Raw genomic sequence first — 21,217 nt, forward strand, 5'->3', positions numbered from 1 at the left:
CGGCTCTCCGCTCAGTAGTGGGCGTGCTGCGCCTGCCTGACCAGGTCTTCGTACAGCCGGGCGTAGGGCTCCACCGCCTGGCACCAGTTGAACGGCTGGGTCATCGACAGGCAGCGCATGGCGTTCAGCAGGTTCTTCTTGCCGTACACATAGAAGGCGCGGGCCAGGGCCTCGCGGTAGCTGTCGACGGTCGAGTCGTCGAACAGGAAGCCTGTTACACCGTTCTCGATGGTGTCGGCCAGCCCGCCGGTGTTGCGCGCCACCGGCAGCGAGCCGAAGCGCTGGGCGTACATCTGGCTCAGGCCGCAGGGCTCGTAGCGCGACGGCATCAGCAGGAAATCGCTGCCTGCGAACATACGCCGGGCGTCGGTCTCGTTGAAGCCGATGCGCACGCCGATGCGGCCCGGATGACGCAGGGCCAGCTCACGCATGGCCTGCTCCTCCTCGGGTTCGCCGCGGCCGATGATGGCGATCTGGCCGCCCTGCTGGACAATGTAGTCGGCCACCCCCAGGGTCAGGTCCAGGCCTTTCTGGTAGACCAGCCGCGACACCACGGCGAACAGCGGCCCGTCCGACGGCTCCAGTTCGAACAGCTCACGCACCTGCTGGGCGTTGCGCGCCTTGCCGGCCCAGTCGTTGAGGCTGAAGTTGTGGTGCAGGTGCTGGTCGGTGGCCGCGTCCCAGCTTTCGTCGATGCCGTTGGGGATGCCGCCGAGCAGCCCTTGTTGGGCCTTGCTGGCAAGGAAACCGTCCAGGCCGCAGCCGAACTCGGGGGTGGTGATCTCACGGGCGTAGGTGGCGCTGACCGTGGTGATGTGGCTGGAGTAGGCCAGCCCGGCCTTGAGGAACGACAGCTTGCCGTAGAACTCCATGCCTTCCTGCTGCATGGCGTGGTCGGGGATCGCCAGCTCCGGGCTGCAGCCGCGGCTGTACACGCCCTGGTAGGCGAGGTTGTGGATGGTGAACAGGGTCGGCGTGCTCAGGCCGCGCCAGTGCATGTAGGCCGGGGCCAGCCCGGCCGGCCAGTCATGGGCGTGCACCAGGTCGGGGCGCCAGTGGGCCATGCCTTCGCCGGCGGCGATTTCCGCCGCCGCCAGGCCCAGGCGGGCGAAGCGGATATGGTTGTCGGGCCAGTCGCGGCCGTTGTTGGCACCGTAGGGGGTGCCGTCGCGCTGGTACAGCTCGGGGCAGATCAGCACGTAGATCACCAGGCCGTCGGCCAGGTCCATGCGGCCGATCCTGCACGGCGGCAGGGCCGCGTGGCCACCCAGTTCGCCGACGATATGGATGGGGTTGTCGCTTTCCATGACCTGGCGGTAACCGGGGATCAGCACCCGCACGTCGTGCAGGTGCGCCAGGGCGCGGGGCAGGGCGGAGGACACGTCGCCCAGGCCGCCGGTCTTGACCAGGTCGGCGATTTCCGAGGTGACGAACAGGATCTTGCGCTTGTTCGGATTGTGCTGGCGCTGGGCGCCGGGTGCCTTGACTGTCGGGGCGAGCGCCGATGGCAGGGGCTCGCGGTTATCCGAATTGAATGACTCTACGTGAGGTTCGACAGCGGCACTGATCATACTTCTCTCCGTCCCTTGTTCTGGTGTGTGCTTAACGTTGGCTCGTGGGTGTGCTCTCTGATCGTTGTTGCATCTTCGTAGTGCGGTCCTTGCCCCAGATACGTGCGCGCAGGCACGGCACGTTCGGCATTCCGGCCGAAAGACGTATGAACTGGTTGGGGTGGGCGGGCCTGACGTGAGGAAGTCCTTTTGCGTCGGCCCACTTAAGTCCTGACCTGCCCGTGTTCTGCAAAGTTCGACTTTTTTACGTCACTTTTTTATGAGCAAAACGCGGGCCGAAACTGGAGTGTAGGAGACGAAATGCGAGAAAAGTGACCCGTTGGTCATTTTTCTCGAGGACGTTTGCCCGCGCAAACGTTGGCGAGTTGTTGCAAAATATGAGGGTCGCAGCGCAACGCAACGGGTTCGACCCGCGACGGGCGCGATACGGCAACAGGAAAGGGCGTCAGCGAGAGGGTGGGAGCCAGGGCGCTCCCACACGGGAAGGGTGAATCAGAGACCGGCGGCCTTGCCTTGCACGCGGGCCTGCTCCAGCAGCAGGTTCAGCTGGGCGACCTGCTGGCGCAGCTGGTCACGTTCGTCCTTCAACTGGCGCAGCTCGTCGCGGCGCACGGTGACGTAGAGGGTCTGGGTGGGAGTGGCTGGCATCAGGGTACCCATGGCACACCTCGCATGGCTGGTGACAATTTGAAGCGTAGTCGCTTCGCGCGGCGCGCATTCTGAATTCTTCGCAGGCCCTTGGGAACTTTTTTGTTTATCGTTGTCGCCCCGTTCGTCGGTGAACCCTACGCCAGAACGCTGGACTAATCTGAAATCGTCAATTGTTGTAAAGCAAAACCAACGGGAGCGTCGTCACATGCAACTGGGAATCATCGGGCTTGGCCGCATGGGCGGCAATATCGCAAGGCGCCTGATGCGCGCAGGTCACAGCACTGTGGTCCACGATCGCAACCGCGAAGCCATCACCACCCTGGAAGGCGAAGGTGCCGTGGGCGCCCACGACCTGGGTGCGCTGGTGCAGAAACTCAAGGCGCCGCGGGCGGTGTGGGTCATGCTGCCGGCGGGCGAAATCACCGAGCAGACCATCGCCCAGCTGGCCGACCTGCTCGAGCCGGGCGACGCCATCATCGATGGCGGCAACACCTTCTACAAGGACGACGTGCGCCGCGCCGCCGAGCTGGACAAGCGTGGCCTGCACTACCTCGACGTCGGCACCTCCGGCGGCGTGTGGGGCCTGGACCGTGGCTACTGCATGATGATCGGCGGCGAGAAGGCGGTGTTCGAGCGCCTGGAACCGCTGTTCAAGGCCCTTGCCCCGGGCGTCGGCGACATTCCGCGCACCCAGGGCCGCAGCGGCGAGCACGAGCGCGCCGAGCACGGCTACATCCACGCCGGCCCGCCCGGTGCCGGCCACTACGTGAAGATGGTGCACAACGGCATCGAGTACGGCCTGATGCAGGCCTACGCCGAAGGCTTCGACCTGCTGCGCAGCAAGGGCGGCCCGGAACTGCCGGAGGACCAGCGCTTCGACCTCAACGTCGCCGAGATCGCCGAAGTGTGGCGCCGTGGCAGCGTGGTCACCTCCTGGCTGCTGGACCTGACCGCCGACGCGCTGGTCGCCGACCCGCAGTTGACCGAATTCAGCGGCTCGGTGTCCGACAGTGGCGAAGGCCGCTGGACCATCGACGCCGCCGTCGAGCAGGCGGTGCCGGTGCCGGTGCTGTCCAGCGCGCTGTTCGCCCGCTTCCGCTCGCGTCAACAGCAGGGCACCTACGGTGACAAGATCCTCTCCGCCATGCGCCTGGGCTTTGGCGGCCACGTCGAGAAGAAGAAGGACTGAATGAGCAAATCGACCATCCCCGCTGCGCCGCCCTGCACCCTGTTCCTGTTCGGCGCCAGCGGCGACCTGGTCAAGCGCCTGCTGATGCCGGCGCTGTACAACCTCAGCCGTGACGGCCTGCTCGATCGCAACATGCGCATCGTCGGGGTCGACCACAACGCCGCCACGGCCGAGGCGTTCGCCGAGCGCCTGCATGCCTTCATGGCCGAGCGCGACGCCGGCAAGTGCCTGGACGAGAAGCTCTGGGCACGCCTGGCCAAGCGCCTGGACTACCAGACCGGCGATTTCCTCGATCCGCAGACTTACCAGGCCCTGGCCCGGCGCATCGACAAGACGCGCCACGGCAACGCCATCTTCTACCTGGCCACCTCGCCACGCTTCTTCCCCGAGGTGGCCCAGCGCCTGGGCGATGCCGGCCTGCTCGACGAGTCGGGCGGAGGCTTTCGCCGGGTGGTGGTGGAAAAGCCCTTCGGCACTGACCTGGCCAGCGCCGAGGCGCTCAACGCCCGCCTGCTCAAGGTGATGAACGAGCGGCAAATCTTTCGCATCGACCATTACCTGGGCAAGGAGACCGTCCAGAACATCCTGGTCAGCCGTTTCTCCAACGGCCTGTTCGAATCGTTCTGGAACAATCATTACATCGACCACGTGCAGATCACCGCCGCCGAAACCGTCGGCGTCGAGACGCGCGGGGCGTTCTACGACAACACCGGCGCCCTGCGCGACATGGTGCCCAACCACCTGTTCCAGCTGCTGGCCATGGTCGCCATGGAGCCGCCGGCGGCCTTCGGCGCCGACGCCGTGCGCGGTGAAAAGGCCAAGGTGATCGGCGCCATCCGCCCCTGGTCGCAGAAGATGGCCCTGCGCAATTCCGTGCGTGGCCAGTACAGCGCCGGCAAGCAGGGCCGCAAGCAGCTCCCCGGCTACCGCGAGGAGGCCAACGTCGCCGCGCACAGCCAGACCGAGACCTACGTCGCCCTCAAGGTGATGATCGACAACTGGCGCTGGGCCGGGGTGCCGTTCTACCTGCGCACCGGCAAGCGCATGAGCGTGCGCGACACCGAGATCGCCATCTGCTTCAAGCCGGCGCCCTACGCGCAGTTTCGCGAAAGCGAGCTGGAGCGGCCCAAGCCCAATTACCTGAAGATCCAGATCCAGCCCAACGAGGGCATGTGGTTCGACCTGCAGGCCAAGCGCCCGGGGCCGGAGCTGGTGATGGAGAATGTCGAGATGGGCTTCGCCTACAAGGACTTCTTCAAGATGACCCCGGCGACCGGTTACGAGACGCTGATCTACGACTGCCTCACCGGTGACCAGACCCTGTTCCAGCGTGCCGACAACATCGAGAACGGCTGGCGCGCGGTGCAACCGTTCCTCGATGCCTGGGCGGCTGAGGGCGGCGAAGTGCACGGGTATGCGGCGGGGGAGGATGGCCCCGAGGCCGGCGACGAGCTGCTGGCGCGGGACAAGCGCGAGTGGCACACGCTGGGGTGACGCCAGCGGGAGCAGCGACCTGCCGCCGTTGCAGCACGGCGGCAGGTCTTCAGAGCAGCCCTACAAGGTAAACGACAGCGCCGAGAACACCATCCCGCCACTGCCCGCCCAGCCCATGCAGAACTGGTCTGGCTCGGCTTCGCCGCGGCTCATGGCATCAAAGATGCCGAAGGGGATCGACGCGGTAATGATGTTGCCGGTCTTGTGCCCGACGTGATGCAACTTGTGATCGACGCCGATCATCTGGCCAATGTGTTCCCACATCTTTGGCGAGCCGGTATGGATGAACACCTTGTGCACGTCGTCCGCGGTGAGTTTCTGCAGGTTGAAGACTTTGATCGCTTCGTTGCGCCCGTCTTCGTGCAGAGCGGCGGCATAGGAGTTGAACTGGTACTGGCCACCGGTCGGTTCGATCTTGGCGATATCTTCTTCGTTGCAGAACAGCTTCCAGTCCGGCAAGGAGATCGTCGACAAGTCACTCAGGTCAGGTCGGTTGATGTACGAGAACTTGAAGTTCCCCGGTGCCTCGTTACTCAGGATGGTGACGACGGCGGCCTCGCCAATGGTAAAGCTCGGGAACTTGTAGGCCAGTTCGGCTGGCGACTGCAGCGAGAAATTCTTGGGCATCACCGGCCCGCCTTCCGACATGCCGAACTCCATGTTGACGATGGCGGCGTAGCGGATTTCACCGGCTTGCATCTTGCTGTTGATGACGTCCATGGCCGTCACCCAGCCGTTGCAGGCATCGACCACGTCGAAGTTGCGGCAGTTCAGGCCCAGCGCCTTGGCGATGAAGGTACTGTTGGCCGGCTCGATGAAGCCGCGGGTGACGTTGGGATAGATCAACAGGTCCAGGTCGGCCTTGCTGATATTGGCCTGGGCCAGCGCCGCGTCGAACGCCGCTTCCATCAGGGCCATCGGCGTCTCGTCAGCCGCCAGCCAATGGCGGGTGTCGCTGCCGCTTTTTTCCAGCAACTTGCCGATGGTCTTCAAGGTTTTCGGCAAGTCCTCCTGGAAGGTGTCCCTGGAGTGTTGTTCGACCAGGTTGATGACGTCCTGGTTGGTGACTTGGCGTGACGGCAGTATTGCGGAAAGCCCGACGATCTTCATATAACGTCCTTGTTGAGGGGGTTGATCCTGCGCGGTATGTGCGCATGAGTGGAGGCGTGCTCATCCTTGTAAGCAGCCAATGGCCTGATGCCTGTCAGTCAAGCGAAAGGGGGCCGCTCTGCGGCCTTTCGCCGGCAAGCCGGCTCCCACAGGGCGCGTGCATTCCCTGAGCCTGCGCTGTATCCGTGGGAGCCGGCTTGCCGGCGATGGGCTGCGTAGCAGCCCCGGTGACGCCTACTGACTGGCATATTTCTAGCACAGGGTATTTGCGAACCAATGCCGTGGATCAATGTTCTTGCGTGTCGCCAGCGGCACAACACAAGTGCTGAGTTACGTGTTGTTCCATAGGAGATCGCGTAGGGAACTGTTATCTCTGTGGGAGCGGGCTTGCCCGCGAAGCAGGCGCTGCGGTACCTGGCACCGGCTATGCCGGTGTTCGCGGCTAAAGCCGCTCCCACAGGTACAGCGCTCGATTCAGCGTTTGCGCGATCCTGTGGGAGCGGGTTTACCCGCGAAGGGCTGCAAAGCAGCCCCAACAAGTGCGATGAAGCGCTAACTGACTGGCATTAGGCGTCGGCGTTCTTACTCTAGGGCGAAGCGGGCGGAGACCTCCCAACAGGAACGGTCTTGATTTCATGTAGGATTTTTCGCAGCGCAGGGCTTAAACCAATGCTCAGTGGAACGACCAGCCGTAGCGAAGCATCCAACTTCAAGCCCACCCGCCAGAGGATCCCCGATGCCCGCCCCGATCGAAGACTACGCCCTCATCGGTAACTGCCGCAGCGCCGCCCTGGTCAACCGCGATGGCGCCCTCGACTGGCTGTGCCTGCCGCGCTTCGACGCCCCCGCGGTGTTCGCCGCCTTGCTGGGCAACGAGGAAAACGGCCGCTGGCGCATCGCCCCCAGCGACCCCGTCGAGCACAGCACTCGCCGCTACCTCGACGACACCCTGGTACTGGAAACCACCTGGACCACCGCCAGTGGCCGCGCCCGGGTGCTCGACTGCATGCCCCTGGGCGAGCGCAACGCCGTGCTGCGCATCGTCGAGGGCCTGGCCGGCGAGACGGCCTTCGAGATGGACCTGGTGCTGCGCTTCGACTACGGCCGCAGCGTGCCCTGGGTGGAAAAGATCGATCCGCTGACCCTGAGCGCCGTCGCCGGTCCTGATCGGCTGATCCTGCGCAGCAGCACCGAAACCCATGGCCGCGACCACCACAGCGTCGCCCGTTTTCGCGTGTGCGCAGGGCAGCGCCAGGTGTTCAGCCTCTGCCACCAGGCCTCGCACCTGCCCGTGCAGCCTGATTGCGATATCGACCACGACTTCGAACAGACTCTCGAGCAGTGGCGGGCCTTTGCCGCCCGCTGCCCTGATGTCGGGCCCTACACCGACCATGTGCGTCGTTCGCTGTTGACCCTCAAGGCCATGACCTACGCGCCTACCGGCGGCATGGTCGCCGCCGTCACCACGTCGCTGCCCGAGCGCGTCGGCGGCGAGCGCAACTGGGACTACCGCTACTGCTGGCTGCGCGACGCCACCATGACCCTGCTGGCGCTGATGAACCTGGGCTATTTCGACGAGGCCCAGGCCTGGCGCGAATGGCTGCTGCGCTCGGTGGCCGGCAATCCCGAACAGATGCAGATCATGTACGGCCTGGCGGGGGAACGTGACCTGCCCGAATTTACCTTGCCCTGGCTACCGGGTTACGAGGGCTCGCAGCCGGTGCGGGTCGGCAATGCCGCCGCCGGCCAGTTGCAGCTGGACATCTACGGCGAACTGGCCGACGCCATGACCCAGGCGATCAAGGGCGGCCTGCCGCGCCACCCGCGCGGCGCGGCCATCGCCCGTGCGATCCTGCCGTACCTGGAAGGCATCTGGCGCGAGCCGGACGAGGGCCTGTGGGAGGTGCGGGGCGGTCGCCAGCACTTCGTGCACTCCAAGGTCATGGCCTGGGTCGCCTTCGACCGGGCGGCGGGCCTGGCCGATACCACCGAGGAGGGGCGTGAGCGCAGCCGGCATTACCGCCAGGTGGCGGACGAGATCCGTGACGAGGTCTGCCGGCGCGGGCTGGACGCCGGCGGTCGGCACTTCGTCCAGGCCTACGGCTCGGCGGAGCTGGACGCCAGCCTGCTGCAGATCGCCCTGACCGGCTTTCTGCCGGCCGACGATCCACGCTTTCTGCGCACCCTGGAACAGATCGAAAGGCGCCTGCTGCGCAACGGCCTGCTGCTGCGCTACGACAGCGACAATTGCAGCGACGGCCTGACACCGGGGGAGGGGACGTTCCTGGTGTGTTCGTTCTGGCTGGCGGATGTGTATGTGCTGCTGGGGCGGCAGGACGAGGCGCAGGTGCTGTATGAACGATTGATGGGCTTGTTCAATGACGTGGGGCTGCTGGCCGAACAGTACGACCCGGCGGGGAAGCGCATGCTGGGGAATTTCCCGCAGGCGTTCAGCCATATCGGGATCATCAATACGGCGTTGAACCTGCACCGGGCGCAGTGTCCGGTGCGGGATCGGGCGAAGGGCGGTGACTGAACCTGCGACTTCTGACGCTGGACAATCAGTTTTTCCTCATTGCTTGTAGTCCATTTCCGAATCATCCTTTTGCCGCCTTTCAGCCATTGCTACGGCTCTCCCTGCAACCTAGGCTCCGCCGGTCGCTGCCAATTCAGCGACCGGGTCTGCAAACCCGATCCAAAGAAGAAGGACGCCGTTGCCAGGCCCCAGGTGCATCAAGGCACCTGGAGGCTTGTTTCATGGTGGCTGCGTGCGGGAGGTCTTCGGACCTGCCGGGTTACCTTCTTCTGCCCCGGTTTTTGCAGCCTGTACGTAGCCGCCACCCCTCCACTGCAAAGGAAGGATGGCGGCGTATCCTTACCGCAGCAGAAGTCGAAATGTTGAAGATCGTCCCCGATCCACCGCCATCCAATCCTTCCCCTCATCACCTTGAAGACACCCTGATCCAGGCAGCGGAATACGTGCGCTGCGCCCTGATCGTGGCCCATCAGTCGGTGCTGGCCTCACATCCGCATTCGCTTGGTGCAACGCTGGCGCTGACGGCGGTGCACGAGATGGAAACGGTACGCGCGCTGCTGGACTGCGCGTTGGCGCAGGTGCCAGCACAGGTGCAGACACACCATTGAGTTTGCGCATCCTGCGTGGGATGCAGTGGTTGAAGTGGGCATGTCTGGCGATGATTGACGTTGGCTGCGTGGGTGGCCGCGCTGGCGCTATCGCGGGGCAAGCCCGCTCCTACAGGTGCTGTGCAGTGTCTGAGACAGGATTTCCAGCCAAGGATAGACCCTGTAGGAGCGGGCTTGTCCCGCGATACCGGCGCAGCCGGTGCCATCCTTATGGAGCATGCCCGCTCAGGTCCCACCGAGGCGAATCGACGCGGCAGCTATGGCATGATGCCCGGCCCCGCACGCGATAGACGCCTGCCATGAAAGGAATACTCAGATGCCCTCGACCCCACCCAACGGCCTGCCGGTCTATCGCCTGATCACCGGCAAGGACGACGCCAGTTTCTGCCAGCGTATTTCCGAGAGCCTGGCGTTGGGTTATCAGCTTTATGGTTCGCCCAGCGTGACTTTCGATAGCAGCAAGGGACATGTGGTGGCTGCACAGGCGGTGCTGTGGCCGGTAGCCATGGACTGAAACGGATGGATGCCGCAATCCGCCTGCGCCGGGCCATGCTCGATGACATGGACCGAGTAAGGGCCGCCAGGTGTCCGACGCAAGCCTTGCAGCGCCTGTGAGATCGAGCGCCGCCCGCGCGGCGCATCGCGACGCAAGGCCGCTCCTACATCTGTTTCGGGCCAGTCAATCCTGTGCCATTACCTGGGCCGCCTTGTTGGCACGACGCGGTTTCAGTGTGGGCATCGTTGCCGTCCCACCTGTCTCAAGGCATGCGCCAAGGCGGGCAACCATGGCCTGACAGGTTCGGCACGTTGCAACAAATAATGAAATGGCTACCCCCGCCCCACCCTGTGTCAGCCCTCTAAGCTTTCACAGGGTGCCTATCGGAGTGCAACGCCATGAACACTGTCGCCATCATCGCCATCGACCTGGGAAAGTTGAGCTTCCATGTACACGCTCAGGATGATCGGGGTCATGAGCTCTATCACCGCAGGTTCAACCGTGAGTCACTCATCCGCCACCTTGCCAATCTTGCGCCCTGTACGGTGGCGATGGAGGCCTGTGGTGGCTCTCATTTCATGGCGCGAGAGGTGACGAGACAGGGTCATACGCCCAAACTTATTCCCGCACAGTTCGTTCGCCCCTACGTGAAAAGCAACAAGAATGACTTTGCCGATGCTGCCGCTATCGGTGAGGCGGCAACCCGCGATCAGATGCGCTTCGTGCCTCCCAAAACCGAGGCCCAGCAGGCGCTGGCGATGCTCAATTCACTGCGCGACAGCTTCATCAGAGACCGTACTGCCACCATGAACCGCATCCACGCTTATTTGCTCGAGGTGGGGGTCAGTTTGGCACCCACCTTCAAGGCGGTCCGGGAGCTCCCCATTCTGCTGGACGACAGTACCTTCTCACCGTTGATCAAGAAGCTGTTGCTGGACCTACATGCCCACTTCCGCTATCTCGATGATCGGATCAAGGCTCTAGACAAGGAAGTGCATAGCCAGGCCGTTAGCGATGATCTTGCTTCCCGTTTGATGTCGATACCTTGTATTGGCCCGATCACCGCTACCGCCCTGGCTGCGGAATTGGGTGATGGTAAGCAGTTCCGCTGTGGGCGAAATTATTCAGCCTCCATAGGCCTGGTTCCCAGGCAGCACACGACAGGCGGCAAACCTTGCCTGGGGCGAATCAGCAAGCGGGGCGACGGCAATCAGCGACGACTGCTGATCCAGTGCGCGAGGGTCTATCTGATTGGGCTGGAGCGCAAAACCGGCAAGCTGGCGGACTGGGTACGTGGCTTGCTACGTGTTCACCACCCCAACCTGGTGGTGTGCGCTATCGCCAACAAACTGGCCCGAATCGCCTGGGCCATCACGGCACACCACAGCGAATTTGATGCAGGGTCAAGCGCCATGAACGCTTGACCCTGCAGACACACGAGTAACAACCCACCTGGTTTTGCGATGCTGCACACAGATGACGTGAACGGTATACCGGCCTGGCGATCAACCTGAGCTCCTACTCGGCTTCAGAAGCCGAACAAATATCTAGGCTCGTCGGGCGCGATTTTCATCGAGGCGCGGGACCAACCTCCCACACGACGCCGTATAGATTGACGCAAACCAAACTCACGCACATCTCAGTACAGTATTGCAGAAATGGGGGTAACCATAGATGTAGGAGCGGCCTTGCGTCGCGATGCGCCGCGCGGGCGGCGCTCGATCTGATAGGCGCTGCAAGGCTTGCGGCGGACACCAGGCAGCCTGAAGCCCCCGCAAGGAGCAGCTACGCTTGCGTGCTATAGGTCACGCAAGGCCAGGGAGCTGCCTGATGAAATGCCTGTACTACCTGCTGTTGTCGCTGTTGTCGCTGATCCCCGCCGCCATGGCCGACGACGCCGACGGCACAGCACCTGTCGCGGCGCAGTTGACGGTGGCCAACCGCACGGTCTTCACCTTCCACGCTAGTGTGCTCGGCGAACCCCCGACAGTGCGTGCGCAGCGCGCCCGGGCGGTGGTCGACGAGGCCCTGCGCGGTGCCGAGGGGCTGCAGGTGCGGGTCGATCCGATGATGGACAGCCAACTGGTCCTGATCGGTGACCGGCGCGCCTTCATCGTCGCCCCGCAGGACTTGCCGGGCGGCTCGGGCGATACCCGGGCGGCCGCCGAGCAGGCCGCCGTGGTGCTGCGCCAGGTGGTGGACGAAACCGGCGAGGCGCGCAGCCTGCATTTCCTGTTCGTGGCCCTGGGCTACTCGCTGCTGGCCACGCTGATCTACCTCGCGCTGCTCAAGGCCACTCATGTTGCCCGGCGCAAGCTCACTGGCCTCTTGCCCAGGCTGATGCGCAACCGGGCCTACCAGCTCAAGGTGGGGCAACTGCCGTTGTTCGACATGCAGTACGTCTATGCCCTGGTCGACCGCTTGCTGCGCCTGTTCTACTGGCTGCTGGTGGCGCTGTTCAGCTACCAGTGGCTGAGCTTCGTGCTGTCGCGCTTCCCCTACACCCGCCCCTGGGGCGAGAGCCTCAACCTGCACCTGCTCGACCTGCTGCGCTACCTGCTCGACGGGATCGTCCATGCCATCCCGGGCATCGCCGTGGCGATCACCATCTTCTTCATCGCCCGTGGCATCAGCAGCTTCAGTCGCCGCCTGCTGGAGCGCCTGGCGCGCCCCGGCAGCGTGCCCTGGCTGACCGGCGAGACCCTGCAACCGACCACGCGCCTGACCTCCCTGGCCATCTGGCTGTTCGCCCTGGTGATGGCCTACCCGTACCTGCCGGGCTCGGGCACCGATGCGTTCAAGGGCTTGTCGGTGCTACTGGGCCTGATGATTTCCCTGGGCGCCTCCAGCGTGGTCGGCCAGGCGGCGGCGGGGCTGATCCTCACCTACTCGCGCACGCTCAAGGCCGGTGAGTACGTGCGGGTCGGCGAGCACGAGGGGACGGTGACCGAGGTGGGGATGTTCAACACCACCATCCGCACCGGGCTGGGCGAAGTGCTGACCTTGCCCAACTCGATGATCACAGGTTCCGTGACCCGCAATTATTCACGGGCGGTGCAGGGGCTGGGCTATATCGTCGATACCGTGGTCACCATCGGCTACGACACGCCCTGGCGCCAGGTGGAGGCGATGTTGGCCGAGGCGGCGCGGCGCACCGACGGCATCCTCGCCAGTCCCAGGCCGCAGGTGTTCCAGACCGGGCTGTCGGACTTCTACCCGGAATACCGCCTGGTCGCCCAGGCGGTGCCGAGCGAGCCCAGGCCGCGGGCGGAGCTGCTGAGCCTGCTGCACGCCAATATCCAGGATGTGTTCAACGAATACGGCGTGCAGATCATGTCGCCGCATTACCTGGGCGACCCGGCACAGGAGAAGTGGGTGCCGCCCGAGCGCTGGTACAGCGCGCCGGCGCAGGCGCCGGATGCGCCCGGGGAGTGAGACCAGCGGCGCCGTTACAACGGGCGCCGCCGATTCAGGGTTTGGCTATCAGGCCACCGCCTCGCGACTGGCACTTGCCGCCTTGGTGTGCCAAAGGGTCGGCACCATGAACGCGATCGCCAGCACGCACGCGCTCACCAGCAGCACGAAGCCGCCGTCCCAGCCGAAGTGGTCGACGGTGTAGCCCATCGCCGCGCTGGCCGCGACCGAGCCGCCCAGGTAGCCGAACAGGCCGGTGAAGCCGGCCGCGGTGCCGGCGGCTTTCTTCGGCGCCAGCTCCAGCGCCTGCAGGCCGATCAGCATCACCGGTCCGTAGATCAGGAAACCGATGGAGAACAGCGCGATCATGTCGACGGTCGGGTTGCCCGGCGGGTTGAGCCAGTACACCAGGGTAGCGACGGTCACCAGGGCCATGAACACGATACCGGTCAGGCCGCGGTTGCCGCGGAAGATCTTGTCGGACATCCAGCCGCACAGCAGGGTGCCGGGGATGCCGGCCCACTCATAGAAGAAGTACGCCCACGAGGTGGTGTCGACGCTGAAGTGCTTGGCTTCCTTCAGGTAGGTCGGCGCCCAGTCGAGCACGCCGTAGCGCAGCAGGTAGACGAACACGTTGGCCAGGGCGATGTACCACAGCAGTTTGTTGCGCAGCACGTACTCGACGAAGATCTGCTTGGCGCTGAACTCCTGCTCGTGGCTTTCGTCGTAGCCTTCCGGGTAGTCGTTCTTGTACTGCTCGACCGGCGGCAGGCCGACCGACTGCGGGGTGTCACGCATGGTGGCGAAGGCGAACACGGCCACCAGCACCGCCACGGCGGCGGGCACGTAGAAGGCGGCGTGCCAGTCGTTGGTCCAGCCCAGGCCCAGCAGGAACAGCGGGCCGATCAGGCCGCCGCCGACGTTGTGGGCGACGTTCCACACCGAGACCACGCCACCGCGCTCTTTCTGCGACCACCAGTGCACCATGGTCCGCCCGCTCGGCGGCCAGCCCATGCCCTGGGCCCAGCCGTTGATGAACAGCAGCACGAACATGATCGTCACGCTGGACGTGGCCCAATGCGCGAAACCGAAAATGAACATCACCCCGGCCGAGATCAGCAAGCCGAAGGGCAGGAAGTAGCGCGGGTTGGAGCGGTCCGAGACCAGGCCCATGAGGAACTTGGACAGGCCGTAGGCGATGGCGATGGCGGAAATCGCTACGCCCAGCTGGCCACGGGTGTAGCCCTCTTCCTCGATCAGGTAGGGCATGGCCAGGGAGAAGTTCTTGCGCAGCAGGTAGTAGCCGGCATAGCCGAAAAAGATCCCGGCGAAGATTTGCCAGCGCAGGCGACGATAGGTGCTGTCGACGCGCTCGTCGGGCAGCGGCGCCTGGTGCGCGGCAGGGCGGAAGAAGGCAAACATGTGAAGCTCCCAACTTGTTATAGGTATGCGAAAACGAATTTTACATTTTCGTTACAGAAAAAATATCTGTTTCGCGGGGAGCAGGTGTTGTTTTGTGAAAATTGCCGTGTTTCTCGACGACAGGTTGATGGCAGATACCTGACACGAATAATGGCAAAAGGCTACAGGCTAATCGGAAGTGAACCACTTTTCCGGCTCGACTATGGATAGAAGAGCCGAAACACATGGATATTCACGTAACGCAAGCCGAGCGCACCAGCACCGCCCCCCGCGACACGCAACTGCCCCTCCTGCACATCACAACGGAGCACTTGCGTGCCTGGCGCCTGGCGGCCGACGTGCTCTTCAGCACGGCGACCAGGGCAGGCGATGCATTCAGTGCCTCGCTCGAGGTCTTTCATTGCCAGCGATTTTTGTTGTGCCGTGGTTACCTGGAGGGCGCCCGCTATGGCCGTGACGCGCGCCGTCTGGACGGGTGCGACCTCGATCACTATGTACTGCACCTGCCACTGCAACGTGGCCTGGCCGCTGGCAATGGCATGCGCGTGCGGGCGCGGGATGTGGTGGTGCTGGACCTGACACAGCCGGCGGCTTTTGCCATGGCCGGCGGCGAAGGCCTGAGCCTGGTGATACCCCGTACCGCGCTGGCGCACCCCACATGGCAGTTGCATGGCCTGCGCCTGGGACGGGAGAGCCCGATGGGGCGCCTGCTCGCCAGCCTGCTGTCGTCGTTCGCCACGGCCGCGCCGCAACTGACCCAGGACCAATTGCTACACCTGGGCCAGCCGCTGGTGGGAGTGATCGGTGCCTGCCTGATCAGCGCGGCAGCTTGCCGCCAGGTCGGGGCCTCGCCCACACAGGGCGACCTCGGCCGACGGGCGCGCAGCTACATCGAGCGCAACCTGCAACGCAACGACCTTACCCCGACGGTGCTGGCCAAGGCCATGGGTACCTCGCGCAGTCAGTTGTATCGGGCATTCGAGCGATTCGGCGGGGTGCGCCACTACCTGCTGCAACGGCGCCTGCGCCGCTACCTGCAAGCGTTGGGCGAGCCCGGCAATGCCGGGCGGCGCATCGGCGACCTGGCCTACGACCATGGTTTTACCGATGAGGCGCACTTGCGCAAGGTGTTCCGCAAGGCCTTCGGCCTGTCTCCACGCGCGGCGCGTACCGCCTTGCAGCGAGGCGAGCTGGCCTGCCCGGATGCGCAGGTCGGCGAGCCGCCATCGATGGCGCGCTGGCTGCGCGAGTTGGCCAGTCATTGATTCGGGACGGCTGACCCGATTTCCGGGACGCACGCCCCCGGACACGCCCCAGGCCCATCCGTAATCTGGGCTCACCTGGTAACCCAACCATCCATCCAACCCGGTGCCGTCGTCAGGGCCTGAACCCTGCAACGCGTGGGGCATACCGAAGCCACCCGGACGGCATCGGCACCGCATGAGACAAGGAGCGTCGGTCGTGGCGAATCAATCCCTCCATCACCTCATCCAGAGCATCGCCGGCGCGGTCGCCGAGGCGCAGGACAAGATCCAGCGCTTCCAGGTGTCGACCGTGCGCCAGTACTTCGACGAGGACAACCGGCCGGTCAGCATCGATGTGCGCCTGCCGTCCCATTCGCCCGAGGCGAAGGAAGGCGAGGAGCGCGTGGTACGGGTCCCGCTGCTGTCGCTGGTGGGGGCGCGGCTGATGGCCGTGAAGGACATGGAAATCTCGTTCGAGGTAGGGCTGAACGCCGATGACGGTTCGGCCGTGAACGTCGGCCCGGCGACTGCCGGTGATGACGACTCGGGCTGGCCGAGCGAGACCCACAAGGCTCTGAACGTCGACTTGGGCGTTCGCCGCAATGGTGAAGGCGGGCCGCTGGCGCGCGTCACCCTCAAAGTCGAAACCCAGCCCCCTTCGGAGGGGATGGCTCGGCTGCTGCAAAACCTCGATAAATTGATCTAGGAGAAACACAAATGGCTAACTTCTCGATGGGTGACCAGTTCCGCGGCCTGCCTATGGGCGACCTGATCGGCGGTCCTCTCACAGCCGCTTGCGACGCCCAGGTCCGCCTGGCCAATGCCACCGCCGACTTCATCAAGGTGATCGGCTTCCTGCCTGACCCCAACAACCCGACTGACCCCAACGCGGTGGGGGATGTGCGCACGGTCAGCTTCCGCTTCGACCGTCCGTCCACCAGCAAGCCCGACGACGGCACCATCCCGATGGAACGGGTGGAGCTCGAAGTCCCGCTGCTGGCGGTGGTCAAGGTGCCGAACCTGTCGATCAACAAGGTCGACATCACCTTCGACATGGAGGTGAAGAACTCCGAGCAATCGCGCGAAGCCACCGACGCCCAGGCGGCGATGTCGGCCGAGGCCAGCGTGGGCTGGGGGCCGTTCAGCGCCAAGGTCAACATCTCCGGCTCGGTGTCTTCGCACAAGGAGAACACCCGTTCGACCGACCAGTCGGCCAAGTATCACGTCGAGGTCCACGCGGCCGACGACGGTATGCCGGAAGGACTGGCCCGGGTGCTGGACATGATCTCGCAGTCGGTCGCGCCCAAAGCCATCACCCAGCAGTAAGCGGTGATCGGCCCAATGCCAGCCCTGTGGTCGTGTGAGCGCTAGCCAGGGGTTGGCCGTCAGACTTTTCCGGAAAGGAGTTCCGTGATGTTCGATCTAACGGACGTGGGATATGTGAAACGCATCGTCGTCGGCAGCACCGATCCGGAGAAGCTGACGTCGCACGAGCTGATCCAGGCGCAGACCGCGCTGCTCAACCGCTGCCTCAGCGAACCGCCCAAGGGGCGCATCGTCGGCATCGAGAAAACCTTCAACCTGCTCAACATCGGCGAGCACCAGGTGGTGCTGCAGTCACTCATCTACCACGTGGGCTTCGCCCGTCGGCCGTTCTGGCTGGCCGACGAACAGGAGGCCTCGTGATGAACCACTTCGCAGAGTTCGTCCACGCGCTGGGCGGCGCCGTGCAGTGCGCGCGGCACGCCACCGGGCAACGCTGGCCGGGGATCCGGATCGCAGAGATGCAGGTGGTGCTGGCCGCCACCCTCGAGCCCGGCGATGCGCCGGGGAGTCTGGCGCTGCGTGTCGGTCGCGCGCCACGGCGCAATGAAACCTTGCATGAGCTGAGTATCAACGTGCCCGGCGATGCCGGTGAGGCGATTATCGTTTGCCTCGATGGCGAGCTGTTCGGCCACTACGGGAGCCCCGGTGATGGCCAGGCCGACTGAGCGCTCGATGCGTTTGCTGCTTTCAACCCAGGAGACCCGAACCATGCGCACGATTCTCAAGAACAAACCAGGCCAACCGACTCGGATGTCCACCGGCAAGCGCGTGCTGTGCGCCATTGGCGCAGCCGCATTGTCGGCGCTGGTGGCGTTGGGGGCGATCCAGCCCGACCTGGCCTTGGCCATCGCCAAGTGGGCGGGGCTGGTGCTGGCGTTCTGAACCCATGAATCACCCAACAAGGAGAGTCACCATGAGACATCTGGCAACCGCACTGGCCGGTGCCCTTGCACTGGCCGGCCTGGGATCGGCGTGGGCCGACGAGTACCAGGGCACATTCAAGGACAACGGCACCAACGTGCCGGTGCTGCTGAACATCGATCCTGGCGCAGGCTTGGGCAAGAACGCCGGCAAGGTGCGCTTCGGCGCGGGATGGGCGTGCGATTTCGCCCTGGAGTTCAACGGCGCAGACGGGCCGGAGCGCAGCTACAGCCTCAAAGGCGGTGGGGCGGGCCGCTGCGGGCCGCTGACCCTGGGCTACCTGCAGAGTCGCCAGGGCAGTGACGGCCTGCAGATCCAGTTGTTCACCCAGGCCAACAAGCTCGCCTACAGCGCCACCCTGGTGCCGCCCGCCAGGTAGCCGCCACAAGCAACCGACATCCATTCGCTTCGCCATCAAGGCACGGCCTGGCCGCTGCCCCACGGGGAGCGGCTTGCCCGAAAAAAGGAGCTGACCATGTGCATCACCAACACCGTAGGGACGGGCGGCAACAACGCCACCGCCGATGTGCGCAGCCTGCAGCTGCTGCTCAACCTCAACAGCGGTCAACGCGGCTTCAGCTGCGCGCTTGGCATCGATGGCCTGTGGGGGGGCGGCACGCGCAGTGCGCTGGACAACTTCCAGCAGCTTATCGGCAGCCCGCAGGGCAAGCCGGTGGCGCCGGGCGATGCGACCCTGGCCGCCTTGCGCGTGGGCCTGCCCGGTGGGCTGGTCGCGCCCAAATTGTGGCTGGCGCTGATCAATGCCAGCGGCACACGTATCGATGCCTTCCACCAGCCGGTGCTCGACGTGCTGACCCGCTACCGCATAGACACGCCGCTGCGCATCGCCCACTTCCTTGCCCAGATCGCCCATGAGAGCGGCTGCCTGCGTTACACCGAGGAGCTGGCCAGCGGGAGTGCCTACGAGGGCCGCAAGGACCTGGGCAACCTGCAACCGGGCGACGGGCCGCGCTTCAAGGGGCGCGGGCTGATCCAGCTGACCGGTCGCGCCAACTACCGCCAGTACGGCCAGTACTGCAAGCGCGATTTCGAGAACAAGGACGACCCCTCCCTGGTCAGCAGCGACCCGGCCCTGGCGGTGGACGTCGCCGGCTGGTTCTGGGCCAACCGCAAGCTCAACGACTGGGCCGACAAGGATGACCTGCGTGAGGTTACCCGCCGGGTCAATGGCGGTTTCAACGGCCTGGACGACCGCGCCGCGTACCTCGCCCGGGCCAGGTGGCTGCTGGTCGGCTGAACCCCATTCCCCCTTTTCGCCGGCAGCGGCGGAACCCGAGGACAACAACGTCCTGTCACCGTAAAAAAGGAGCTTCATGATGAAAAAGACTTTCGTGTTCCCACATGCACGCGTCGCGCTGGCTGGGCTGGCGGTCATCGGCAGCCTGGCGTTCAGCCTGGTGCCGGTGGCGTCCGCCCAGGCCGCCGTGGCATGCCCACAGCCCAATTCGGGCGGCGTGCCGGCGGTCAATCAACAGCATGTGTTCTGCGGCGAGGTGGCCAACAACCGGGCCAAGGGCTTCCACAGCAGGCCTGGCGGACAGTTGCCCGCCACCGTGGCCTTCACCGCGGCGACCACCAATACGCCGGTCGGGCCGGCCGGGATCTATGTCCTGCGCAGCTTCAACATCACCCAGAACGGCGTGACCGCGAGCAAGTCCATCTCCACCATGTTCCCGGACAGCTGCTCGCAAGCCAATGTGGTGGCGGCCATCCAGAATGCCTACAACAACCGCACCTCGCTGAACGGCAACGAGTTCCGCGGGCCGTCGGGGGCGCATTGCGTGGCGGGCAACCCTGGCGCATCGTTCAACATCGTCGGATATCTGAATGGGGCTGGCACGGTGGTGACCACCGCCTATCCTGACTACTGATCCTGCGTCACCCTCACCAGGGCCGGGCATCATGCCCGGCTCTTCCGTATCCCTGGCAAAGGAGCCTGCTCATGTCCAATCCCCGCCCCCCAGGCCTGCAGCAGTTTCTCGACGACGAGGTGACGGCCGTGGCACTTGAGCATTTGCTCGAGAAGGCCCTGGCCGCACGTCGCAACCGAGTGGTGGAGGCCTACAGCGGCAACGCCTACCACGTTGCCTTCGAAGAGGACGCCGTGGTGATCGAACACCACTACAGGGAGGACTGGCCTGCGCTGCGCCTGCCTTTGGACAGTTTCATCGAGACCCTGCAGGGTTGGCAGCCGAAAGCGCGTTATTGAAACCCTGCGCCGGGCCTGCACGCCGGTGATGCGTGTCAGGTTTTCGCAGGCCTGTGAAGGTCAATCGAGCACTGGCCGCAGGAAGTTGCGTTCGTAGCTGAGGATGAAGCGTTGCTCGTTGGCCAGGGCGAAGGCGGCGATGCACTCCGGATCGGTTTCCGAGGCTGTGCGGTACTGCTCGTAGGCGGCCAGGCTGGGGAAGCTGAACAGGGCGTAGGCAACATTGTTGGCGCCTTCGCTGGGCAGGAAATAGCCGTGGTGGGTACCGCCCATGCGGTTGACCAGGCCGATCCACAGCTTGCCATAGGCCTCGAAGGCCGGGATCTGGTAGGGGTCGATGATGTACTTGAGGTGGCAGGTGATCATTGCACGCAATCCTTTGGGTGAGCCGGGTGGCTCACCTTACAGGGGCGGATGGCGGCCGTCACTGGGGGGCTGGTTGTCGCCAGATCAGTTGGTCGGTGGGATAGCCCTGCCGGCGTGCCAGCTCCAGCAGCTGTTCTCGGGTCTGGGCGCTGACGGTCGGTGAGCGCGACAGCAGCCACAGGTACTCGCGGTTCGGGTGGCCGACCAGTGCCACGCGATAGTCCGGGTCGTGGTAGAGCACCCAATACTCGCCCTTTGTCAGGTTCGGTGCCAGGCGGCTGAGCCAGTTGTCGAAGCGCACCCAGAGCTTGTCGGTGCGTCCGGCCACCTGCGGCTCGGCGACGCCTAGGGCTTCGTTCCACTGGCCGTCCTGCTCCAGGCAGCGATTGGTCACGTCGATACGGCCGTCCTCGCGCAGGCCGTAATGGGCCTCGGACTGCACGCAGTGGCGCTGGAAGAACATCGGCAGGCGCGCCAGTTCGTACCAGGTGCCCTGGTAGCGCTGCAGTTCGACCTGCTGCGTGGTGGGCGGCGGCTCATCGCGGGCGCTGGTGCAGCCCATGAGCACGAGGGTGAGGCAGCAGCAAAACGGCACGGCCAGGCGCATCGCCATGGGAAACCTCCTGAAGGGGGGGAAGG

The 21,217-nt window shown here is 64.7% G+C and carries 23 protein-coding genes; 17 read left to right on the plus strand and 6 right to left on the minus strand.

Annotated elements, in window-relative coordinates; all coding sequences use genetic code 11:
- Nucleotides 1–11: 11 nt before the first annotated feature.
- Nucleotides 12–1,571, minus strand: a complete 1,560-nt coding sequence (gene glgA / locus PRtIB026_RS12670) for a glycogen synthase GlgA (RefSeq protein ID WP_203647326.1) — start codon at nt 1,569–1,571, stop codon at nt 12–14.
- A 492-nt stretch (nt 1,572–2,063) separates the two neighbouring features.
- The gene (locus PRtIB026_RS12675) at nt 2,064–2,231 is read right to left on the minus strand and encodes a DUF6026 family protein (protein WP_220037411.1); all 168 of its coding nucleotides are present in this window, start codon (nt 2,229–2,231) and stop codon (nt 2,064–2,066) included.
- Between the two features lie 196 nt (nt 2,232–2,427).
- On the opposite strand from PRtIB026_RS12675, the gene gnd reads away from it, so the two are divergent.
- Nucleotides 2,428–3,411 carry a phosphogluconate dehydrogenase (NAD(+)-dependent, decarboxylating) gene (gene gnd, locus PRtIB026_RS12680; protein WP_203647325.1) on the plus strand — a complete coding sequence of 328 codons (984 nt, stop codon included), beginning with the start codon at nt 2,428–2,430 and terminating at the stop codon, nt 3,409–3,411.
- Entirely contained in the window at nt 3,412–4,905 is a 1,494-nt protein-coding gene (gene zwf / locus PRtIB026_RS12685) for a glucose-6-phosphate dehydrogenase (protein WP_203647324.1), read from the plus strand.
- Between the two features lie 60 nt (nt 4,906–4,965).
- On the opposite strand, the gene PRtIB026_RS12690 is transcribed toward zwf, so the two are convergent.
- Nucleotides 4,966–6,015: a 3-oxoacyl-[acyl-carrier-protein] synthase III C-terminal domain-containing protein gene (locus PRtIB026_RS12690; protein ID WP_203647323.1), complete on the minus strand. Its 1,050-nt coding sequence runs from the start codon at nt 6,013–6,015 to the stop codon at nt 4,966–4,968.
- A gap of 736 nt (nt 6,016–6,751) precedes the next feature.
- On the opposite strand from PRtIB026_RS12690, the gene PRtIB026_RS12695 reads away from it, so the two are divergent.
- The 5 genes from PRtIB026_RS12695 to PRtIB026_RS12715 all read left to right on the plus strand — a co-directional run bounded on the left by PRtIB026_RS12695 (nt 6,752) and on the right by PRtIB026_RS12715 (nt 13,090).
- The gene (locus PRtIB026_RS12695) at nt 6,752–8,551 is read left to right on the plus strand and encodes a glycoside hydrolase family 15 protein (RefSeq protein WP_203647322.1); all 1,800 of its coding nucleotides are present in this window, start codon (nt 6,752–6,754) and stop codon (nt 8,549–8,551) included.
- 359 nt (nt 8,552–8,910) lie between these two features.
- On the plus strand, nt 8,911–9,159 hold the full coding sequence (locus PRtIB026_RS12700) for a hypothetical protein (protein WP_203647321.1): 249 nt from the start codon (nt 8,911–8,913) through the stop codon (nt 9,157–9,159).
- A gap of 316 nt (nt 9,160–9,475) precedes the next feature.
- The gene (locus tag PRtIB026_RS12705) at nt 9,476–9,673 is read left to right on the plus strand and encodes a DUF1737 domain-containing protein (RefSeq protein WP_203647320.1); all 198 of its coding nucleotides are present in this window, start codon (nt 9,476–9,478) and stop codon (nt 9,671–9,673) included.
- A gap of 380 nt (nt 9,674–10,053) precedes the next feature.
- Nucleotides 10,054–11,079 carry an IS110 family transposase gene (locus PRtIB026_RS12710; RefSeq protein WP_203646634.1) on the plus strand — a complete coding sequence of 342 codons (1,026 nt, stop codon included), beginning with the start codon at nt 10,054–10,056 and terminating at the stop codon, nt 11,077–11,079.
- A 406-nt stretch (nt 11,080–11,485) separates the two neighbouring features.
- A complete protein-coding gene (locus tag PRtIB026_RS12715; RefSeq protein ID WP_203647319.1) occupies nt 11,486–13,090 on the plus strand; it encodes a mechanosensitive ion channel family protein in 1,605 nt (534 codons plus the stop codon).
- Nucleotides 13,091–13,138: 48 nt separating this feature from the next.
- Here PRtIB026_RS12715 and glpT read toward each other — a convergent pair whose 3' ends face one another.
- Nucleotides 13,139–14,491 (minus strand): glycerol-3-phosphate transporter, encoded by a 1,353-nt coding sequence (gene glpT, locus PRtIB026_RS12720; protein ID WP_203647318.1) that lies wholly within the window; start codon nt 14,489–14,491, stop codon nt 13,139–13,141.
- 224 nt (nt 14,492–14,715) lie between these two features.
- Here glpT and PRtIB026_RS12725 point away from each other — a divergent pair, with 224 nt between their 5' ends.
- The 10 genes from PRtIB026_RS12725 (at nt 14,716) to PRtIB026_RS12770 (ending at nt 20,212) form a co-directional block, all read left to right on the plus strand.
- On the plus strand, nt 14,716–15,756 hold the full coding sequence (locus tag PRtIB026_RS12725; RefSeq protein ID WP_203647317.1) for a helix-turn-helix domain-containing protein: 1,041 nt from the start codon (nt 14,716–14,718) through the stop codon (nt 15,754–15,756).
- A 196-nt stretch (nt 15,757–15,952) separates the two neighbouring features.
- The gene (locus PRtIB026_RS12730; RefSeq protein WP_203647316.1) at nt 15,953–16,441 is read left to right on the plus strand and encodes a DUF2589 domain-containing protein; all 489 of its coding nucleotides are present in this window, start codon (nt 15,953–15,955) and stop codon (nt 16,439–16,441) included.
- Between the two features lie 11 nt (nt 16,442–16,452).
- Nucleotides 16,453–17,061 (plus strand): DUF2589 domain-containing protein, encoded by a 609-nt coding sequence (locus PRtIB026_RS12735; protein WP_050706450.1) that lies wholly within the window; start codon nt 16,453–16,455, stop codon nt 17,059–17,061.
- An 87-nt stretch (nt 17,062–17,148) separates the two neighbouring features.
- Entirely contained in the window at nt 17,149–17,421 is a 273-nt protein-coding gene (locus PRtIB026_RS12740) for a hypothetical protein (protein WP_050706449.1), read from the plus strand.
- A complete protein-coding gene (locus tag PRtIB026_RS12745; protein WP_203647315.1) occupies nt 17,421–17,726 on the plus strand; it encodes a hypothetical protein in 306 nt (101 codons plus the stop codon). The genes PRtIB026_RS12740 and PRtIB026_RS12745 overlap by 1 nt, the downstream gene beginning before the upstream one ends.
- A 43-nt stretch (nt 17,727–17,769) precedes the next feature.
- A complete protein-coding gene (locus PRtIB026_RS12750) occupies nt 17,770–17,943 on the plus strand; it encodes a hypothetical protein (RefSeq protein ID WP_203647314.1) in 174 nt (57 codons plus the stop codon).
- 31 nt (nt 17,944–17,974) lie between these two features.
- Nucleotides 17,975–18,361, plus strand: coding sequence for a hypothetical protein (locus PRtIB026_RS12755; RefSeq protein WP_186732609.1), 387 nt, complete (start codon nt 17,975–17,977; stop codon nt 18,359–18,361).
- A 96-nt stretch (nt 18,362–18,457) separates the two neighbouring features.
- On the plus strand, nt 18,458–19,240 hold the full coding sequence (locus PRtIB026_RS12760; protein ID WP_203647313.1) for a glycoside hydrolase family 19 protein: 783 nt from the start codon (nt 18,458–18,460) through the stop codon (nt 19,238–19,240).
- 79 nt (nt 19,241–19,319) lie between these two features.
- Entirely contained in the window at nt 19,320–19,874 is a 555-nt protein-coding gene (locus PRtIB026_RS12765; RefSeq protein ID WP_203647312.1) for an EndoU domain-containing protein, read from the plus strand.
- Between the two features lie 71 nt (nt 19,875–19,945).
- The gene (locus PRtIB026_RS12770) at nt 19,946–20,212 is read left to right on the plus strand and encodes a hypothetical protein (protein ID WP_203647311.1); all 267 of its coding nucleotides are present in this window, start codon (nt 19,946–19,948) and stop codon (nt 20,210–20,212) included.
- Between the two features lie 60 nt (nt 20,213–20,272).
- Here PRtIB026_RS12770 and PRtIB026_RS12775 read toward each other — a convergent pair whose 3' ends face one another.
- A complete protein-coding gene (locus PRtIB026_RS12775) occupies nt 20,273–20,578 on the minus strand; it encodes an NIPSNAP family protein (RefSeq protein WP_203647310.1) in 306 nt (101 codons plus the stop codon).
- 58 nt (nt 20,579–20,636) lie between these two features.
- Nucleotides 20,637–21,191 (minus strand): lipocalin family protein, encoded by a 555-nt coding sequence (locus PRtIB026_RS12780; RefSeq protein WP_203647309.1) that lies wholly within the window; start codon nt 21,189–21,191, stop codon nt 20,637–20,639.
- Between the last annotated feature and the right edge of the window lie 26 nt (nt 21,192–21,217).

The sequence above is a fragment of the Pseudomonas sp. RtIB026 genome, from assembly GCF_016861355.2.
GTDB lineage: Bacteria > Pseudomonadota > Gammaproteobacteria > Pseudomonadales > Pseudomonadaceae > Aquipseudomonas > Aquipseudomonas peradeniyensis.

Bases quoted from the DNA above. Each gene is read 5' to 3' on its own strand.
- gnd (WP_203647325.1), top strand. From the start codon at position 2,428: ATGCAACTGGGAATCATCGGGCTTGGCCGCATGGGCGGCAATATCGCA.
- PRtIB026_RS12745 (WP_203647315.1), top strand. From the start codon at position 17,421: ATGAACCACTTCGCAGAGTTCGTCCACGCGCTGGGCGGCGCCGTGCAG.
- PRtIB026_RS12710 (WP_203646634.1), top strand. From the start codon at position 10,054: ATGAACACTGTCGCCATCATCGCCATCGACCTGGGAAAGTTGAGCTTC.
- PRtIB026_RS12715 (WP_203647319.1), top strand. From the start codon at position 11,486: ATGAAATGCCTGTACTACCTGCTGTTGTCGCTGTTGTCGCTGATCCCC.
- PRtIB026_RS12760 (WP_203647313.1), top strand. From the start codon at position 18,458: ATGTGCATCACCAACACCGTAGGGACGGGCGGCAACAACGCCACCGCC.
- PRtIB026_RS12750 (WP_203647314.1), top strand. From the start codon at position 17,770: ATGCGCACGATTCTCAAGAACAAACCAGGCCAACCGACTCGGATGTCC.
- zwf (WP_203647324.1), top strand. From the start codon at position 3,412: ATGAGCAAATCGACCATCCCCGCTGCGCCGCCCTGCACCCTGTTCCTG.
- PRtIB026_RS12770 (WP_203647311.1), top strand. From the start codon at position 19,946: ATGTCCAATCCCCGCCCCCCAGGCCTGCAGCAGTTTCTCGACGACGAG.
- glpT (WP_203647318.1), bottom strand. From the start codon at position 14,491: ATGTTTGCCTTCTTCCGCCCTGCCGCGCACCAGGCGCCGCTGCCCGAC.
- PRtIB026_RS12765 (WP_203647312.1), top strand. From the start codon at position 19,320: ATGAAAAAGACTTTCGTGTTCCCACATGCACGCGTCGCGCTGGCTGGG.
- PRtIB026_RS12705 (WP_203647320.1), top strand. From the start codon at position 9,476: ATGCCCTCGACCCCACCCAACGGCCTGCCGGTCTATCGCCTGATCACC.
- PRtIB026_RS12735 (WP_050706450.1), top strand. From the start codon at position 16,453: ATGGCTAACTTCTCGATGGGTGACCAGTTCCGCGGCCTGCCTATGGGC.
- PRtIB026_RS12775 (WP_203647310.1), bottom strand. From the start codon at position 20,578: ATGATCACCTGCCACCTCAAGTACATCATCGACCCCTACCAGATCCCG.
- PRtIB026_RS12740 (WP_050706449.1), top strand. From the start codon at position 17,149: ATGTTCGATCTAACGGACGTGGGATATGTGAAACGCATCGTCGTCGGC.
- PRtIB026_RS12690 (WP_203647323.1), bottom strand. From the start codon at position 6,015: ATGAAGATCGTCGGGCTTTCCGCAATACTGCCGTCACGCCAAGTCACC.
- PRtIB026_RS12695 (WP_203647322.1), top strand. From the start codon at position 6,752: ATGCCCGCCCCGATCGAAGACTACGCCCTCATCGGTAACTGCCGCAGC.
- PRtIB026_RS12755 (WP_186732609.1), top strand. From the start codon at position 17,975: ATGAGACATCTGGCAACCGCACTGGCCGGTGCCCTTGCACTGGCCGGC.
- PRtIB026_RS12675 (WP_220037411.1), bottom strand. From the start codon at position 2,231: ATGGGTACCCTGATGCCAGCCACTCCCACCCAGACCCTCTACGTCACC.
- glgA (WP_203647326.1), bottom strand. From the start codon at position 1,571: ATGATCAGTGCCGCTGTCGAACCTCACGTAGAGTCATTCAATTCGGAT.
- PRtIB026_RS12780 (WP_203647309.1), bottom strand. From the start codon at position 21,191: ATGGCGATGCGCCTGGCCGTGCCGTTTTGCTGCTGCCTCACCCTCGTG.
- PRtIB026_RS12725 (WP_203647317.1), top strand. From the start codon at position 14,716: ATGGATATTCACGTAACGCAAGCCGAGCGCACCAGCACCGCCCCCCGC.
- PRtIB026_RS12700 (WP_203647321.1), top strand. From the start codon at position 8,911: ATGTTGAAGATCGTCCCCGATCCACCGCCATCCAATCCTTCCCCTCAT.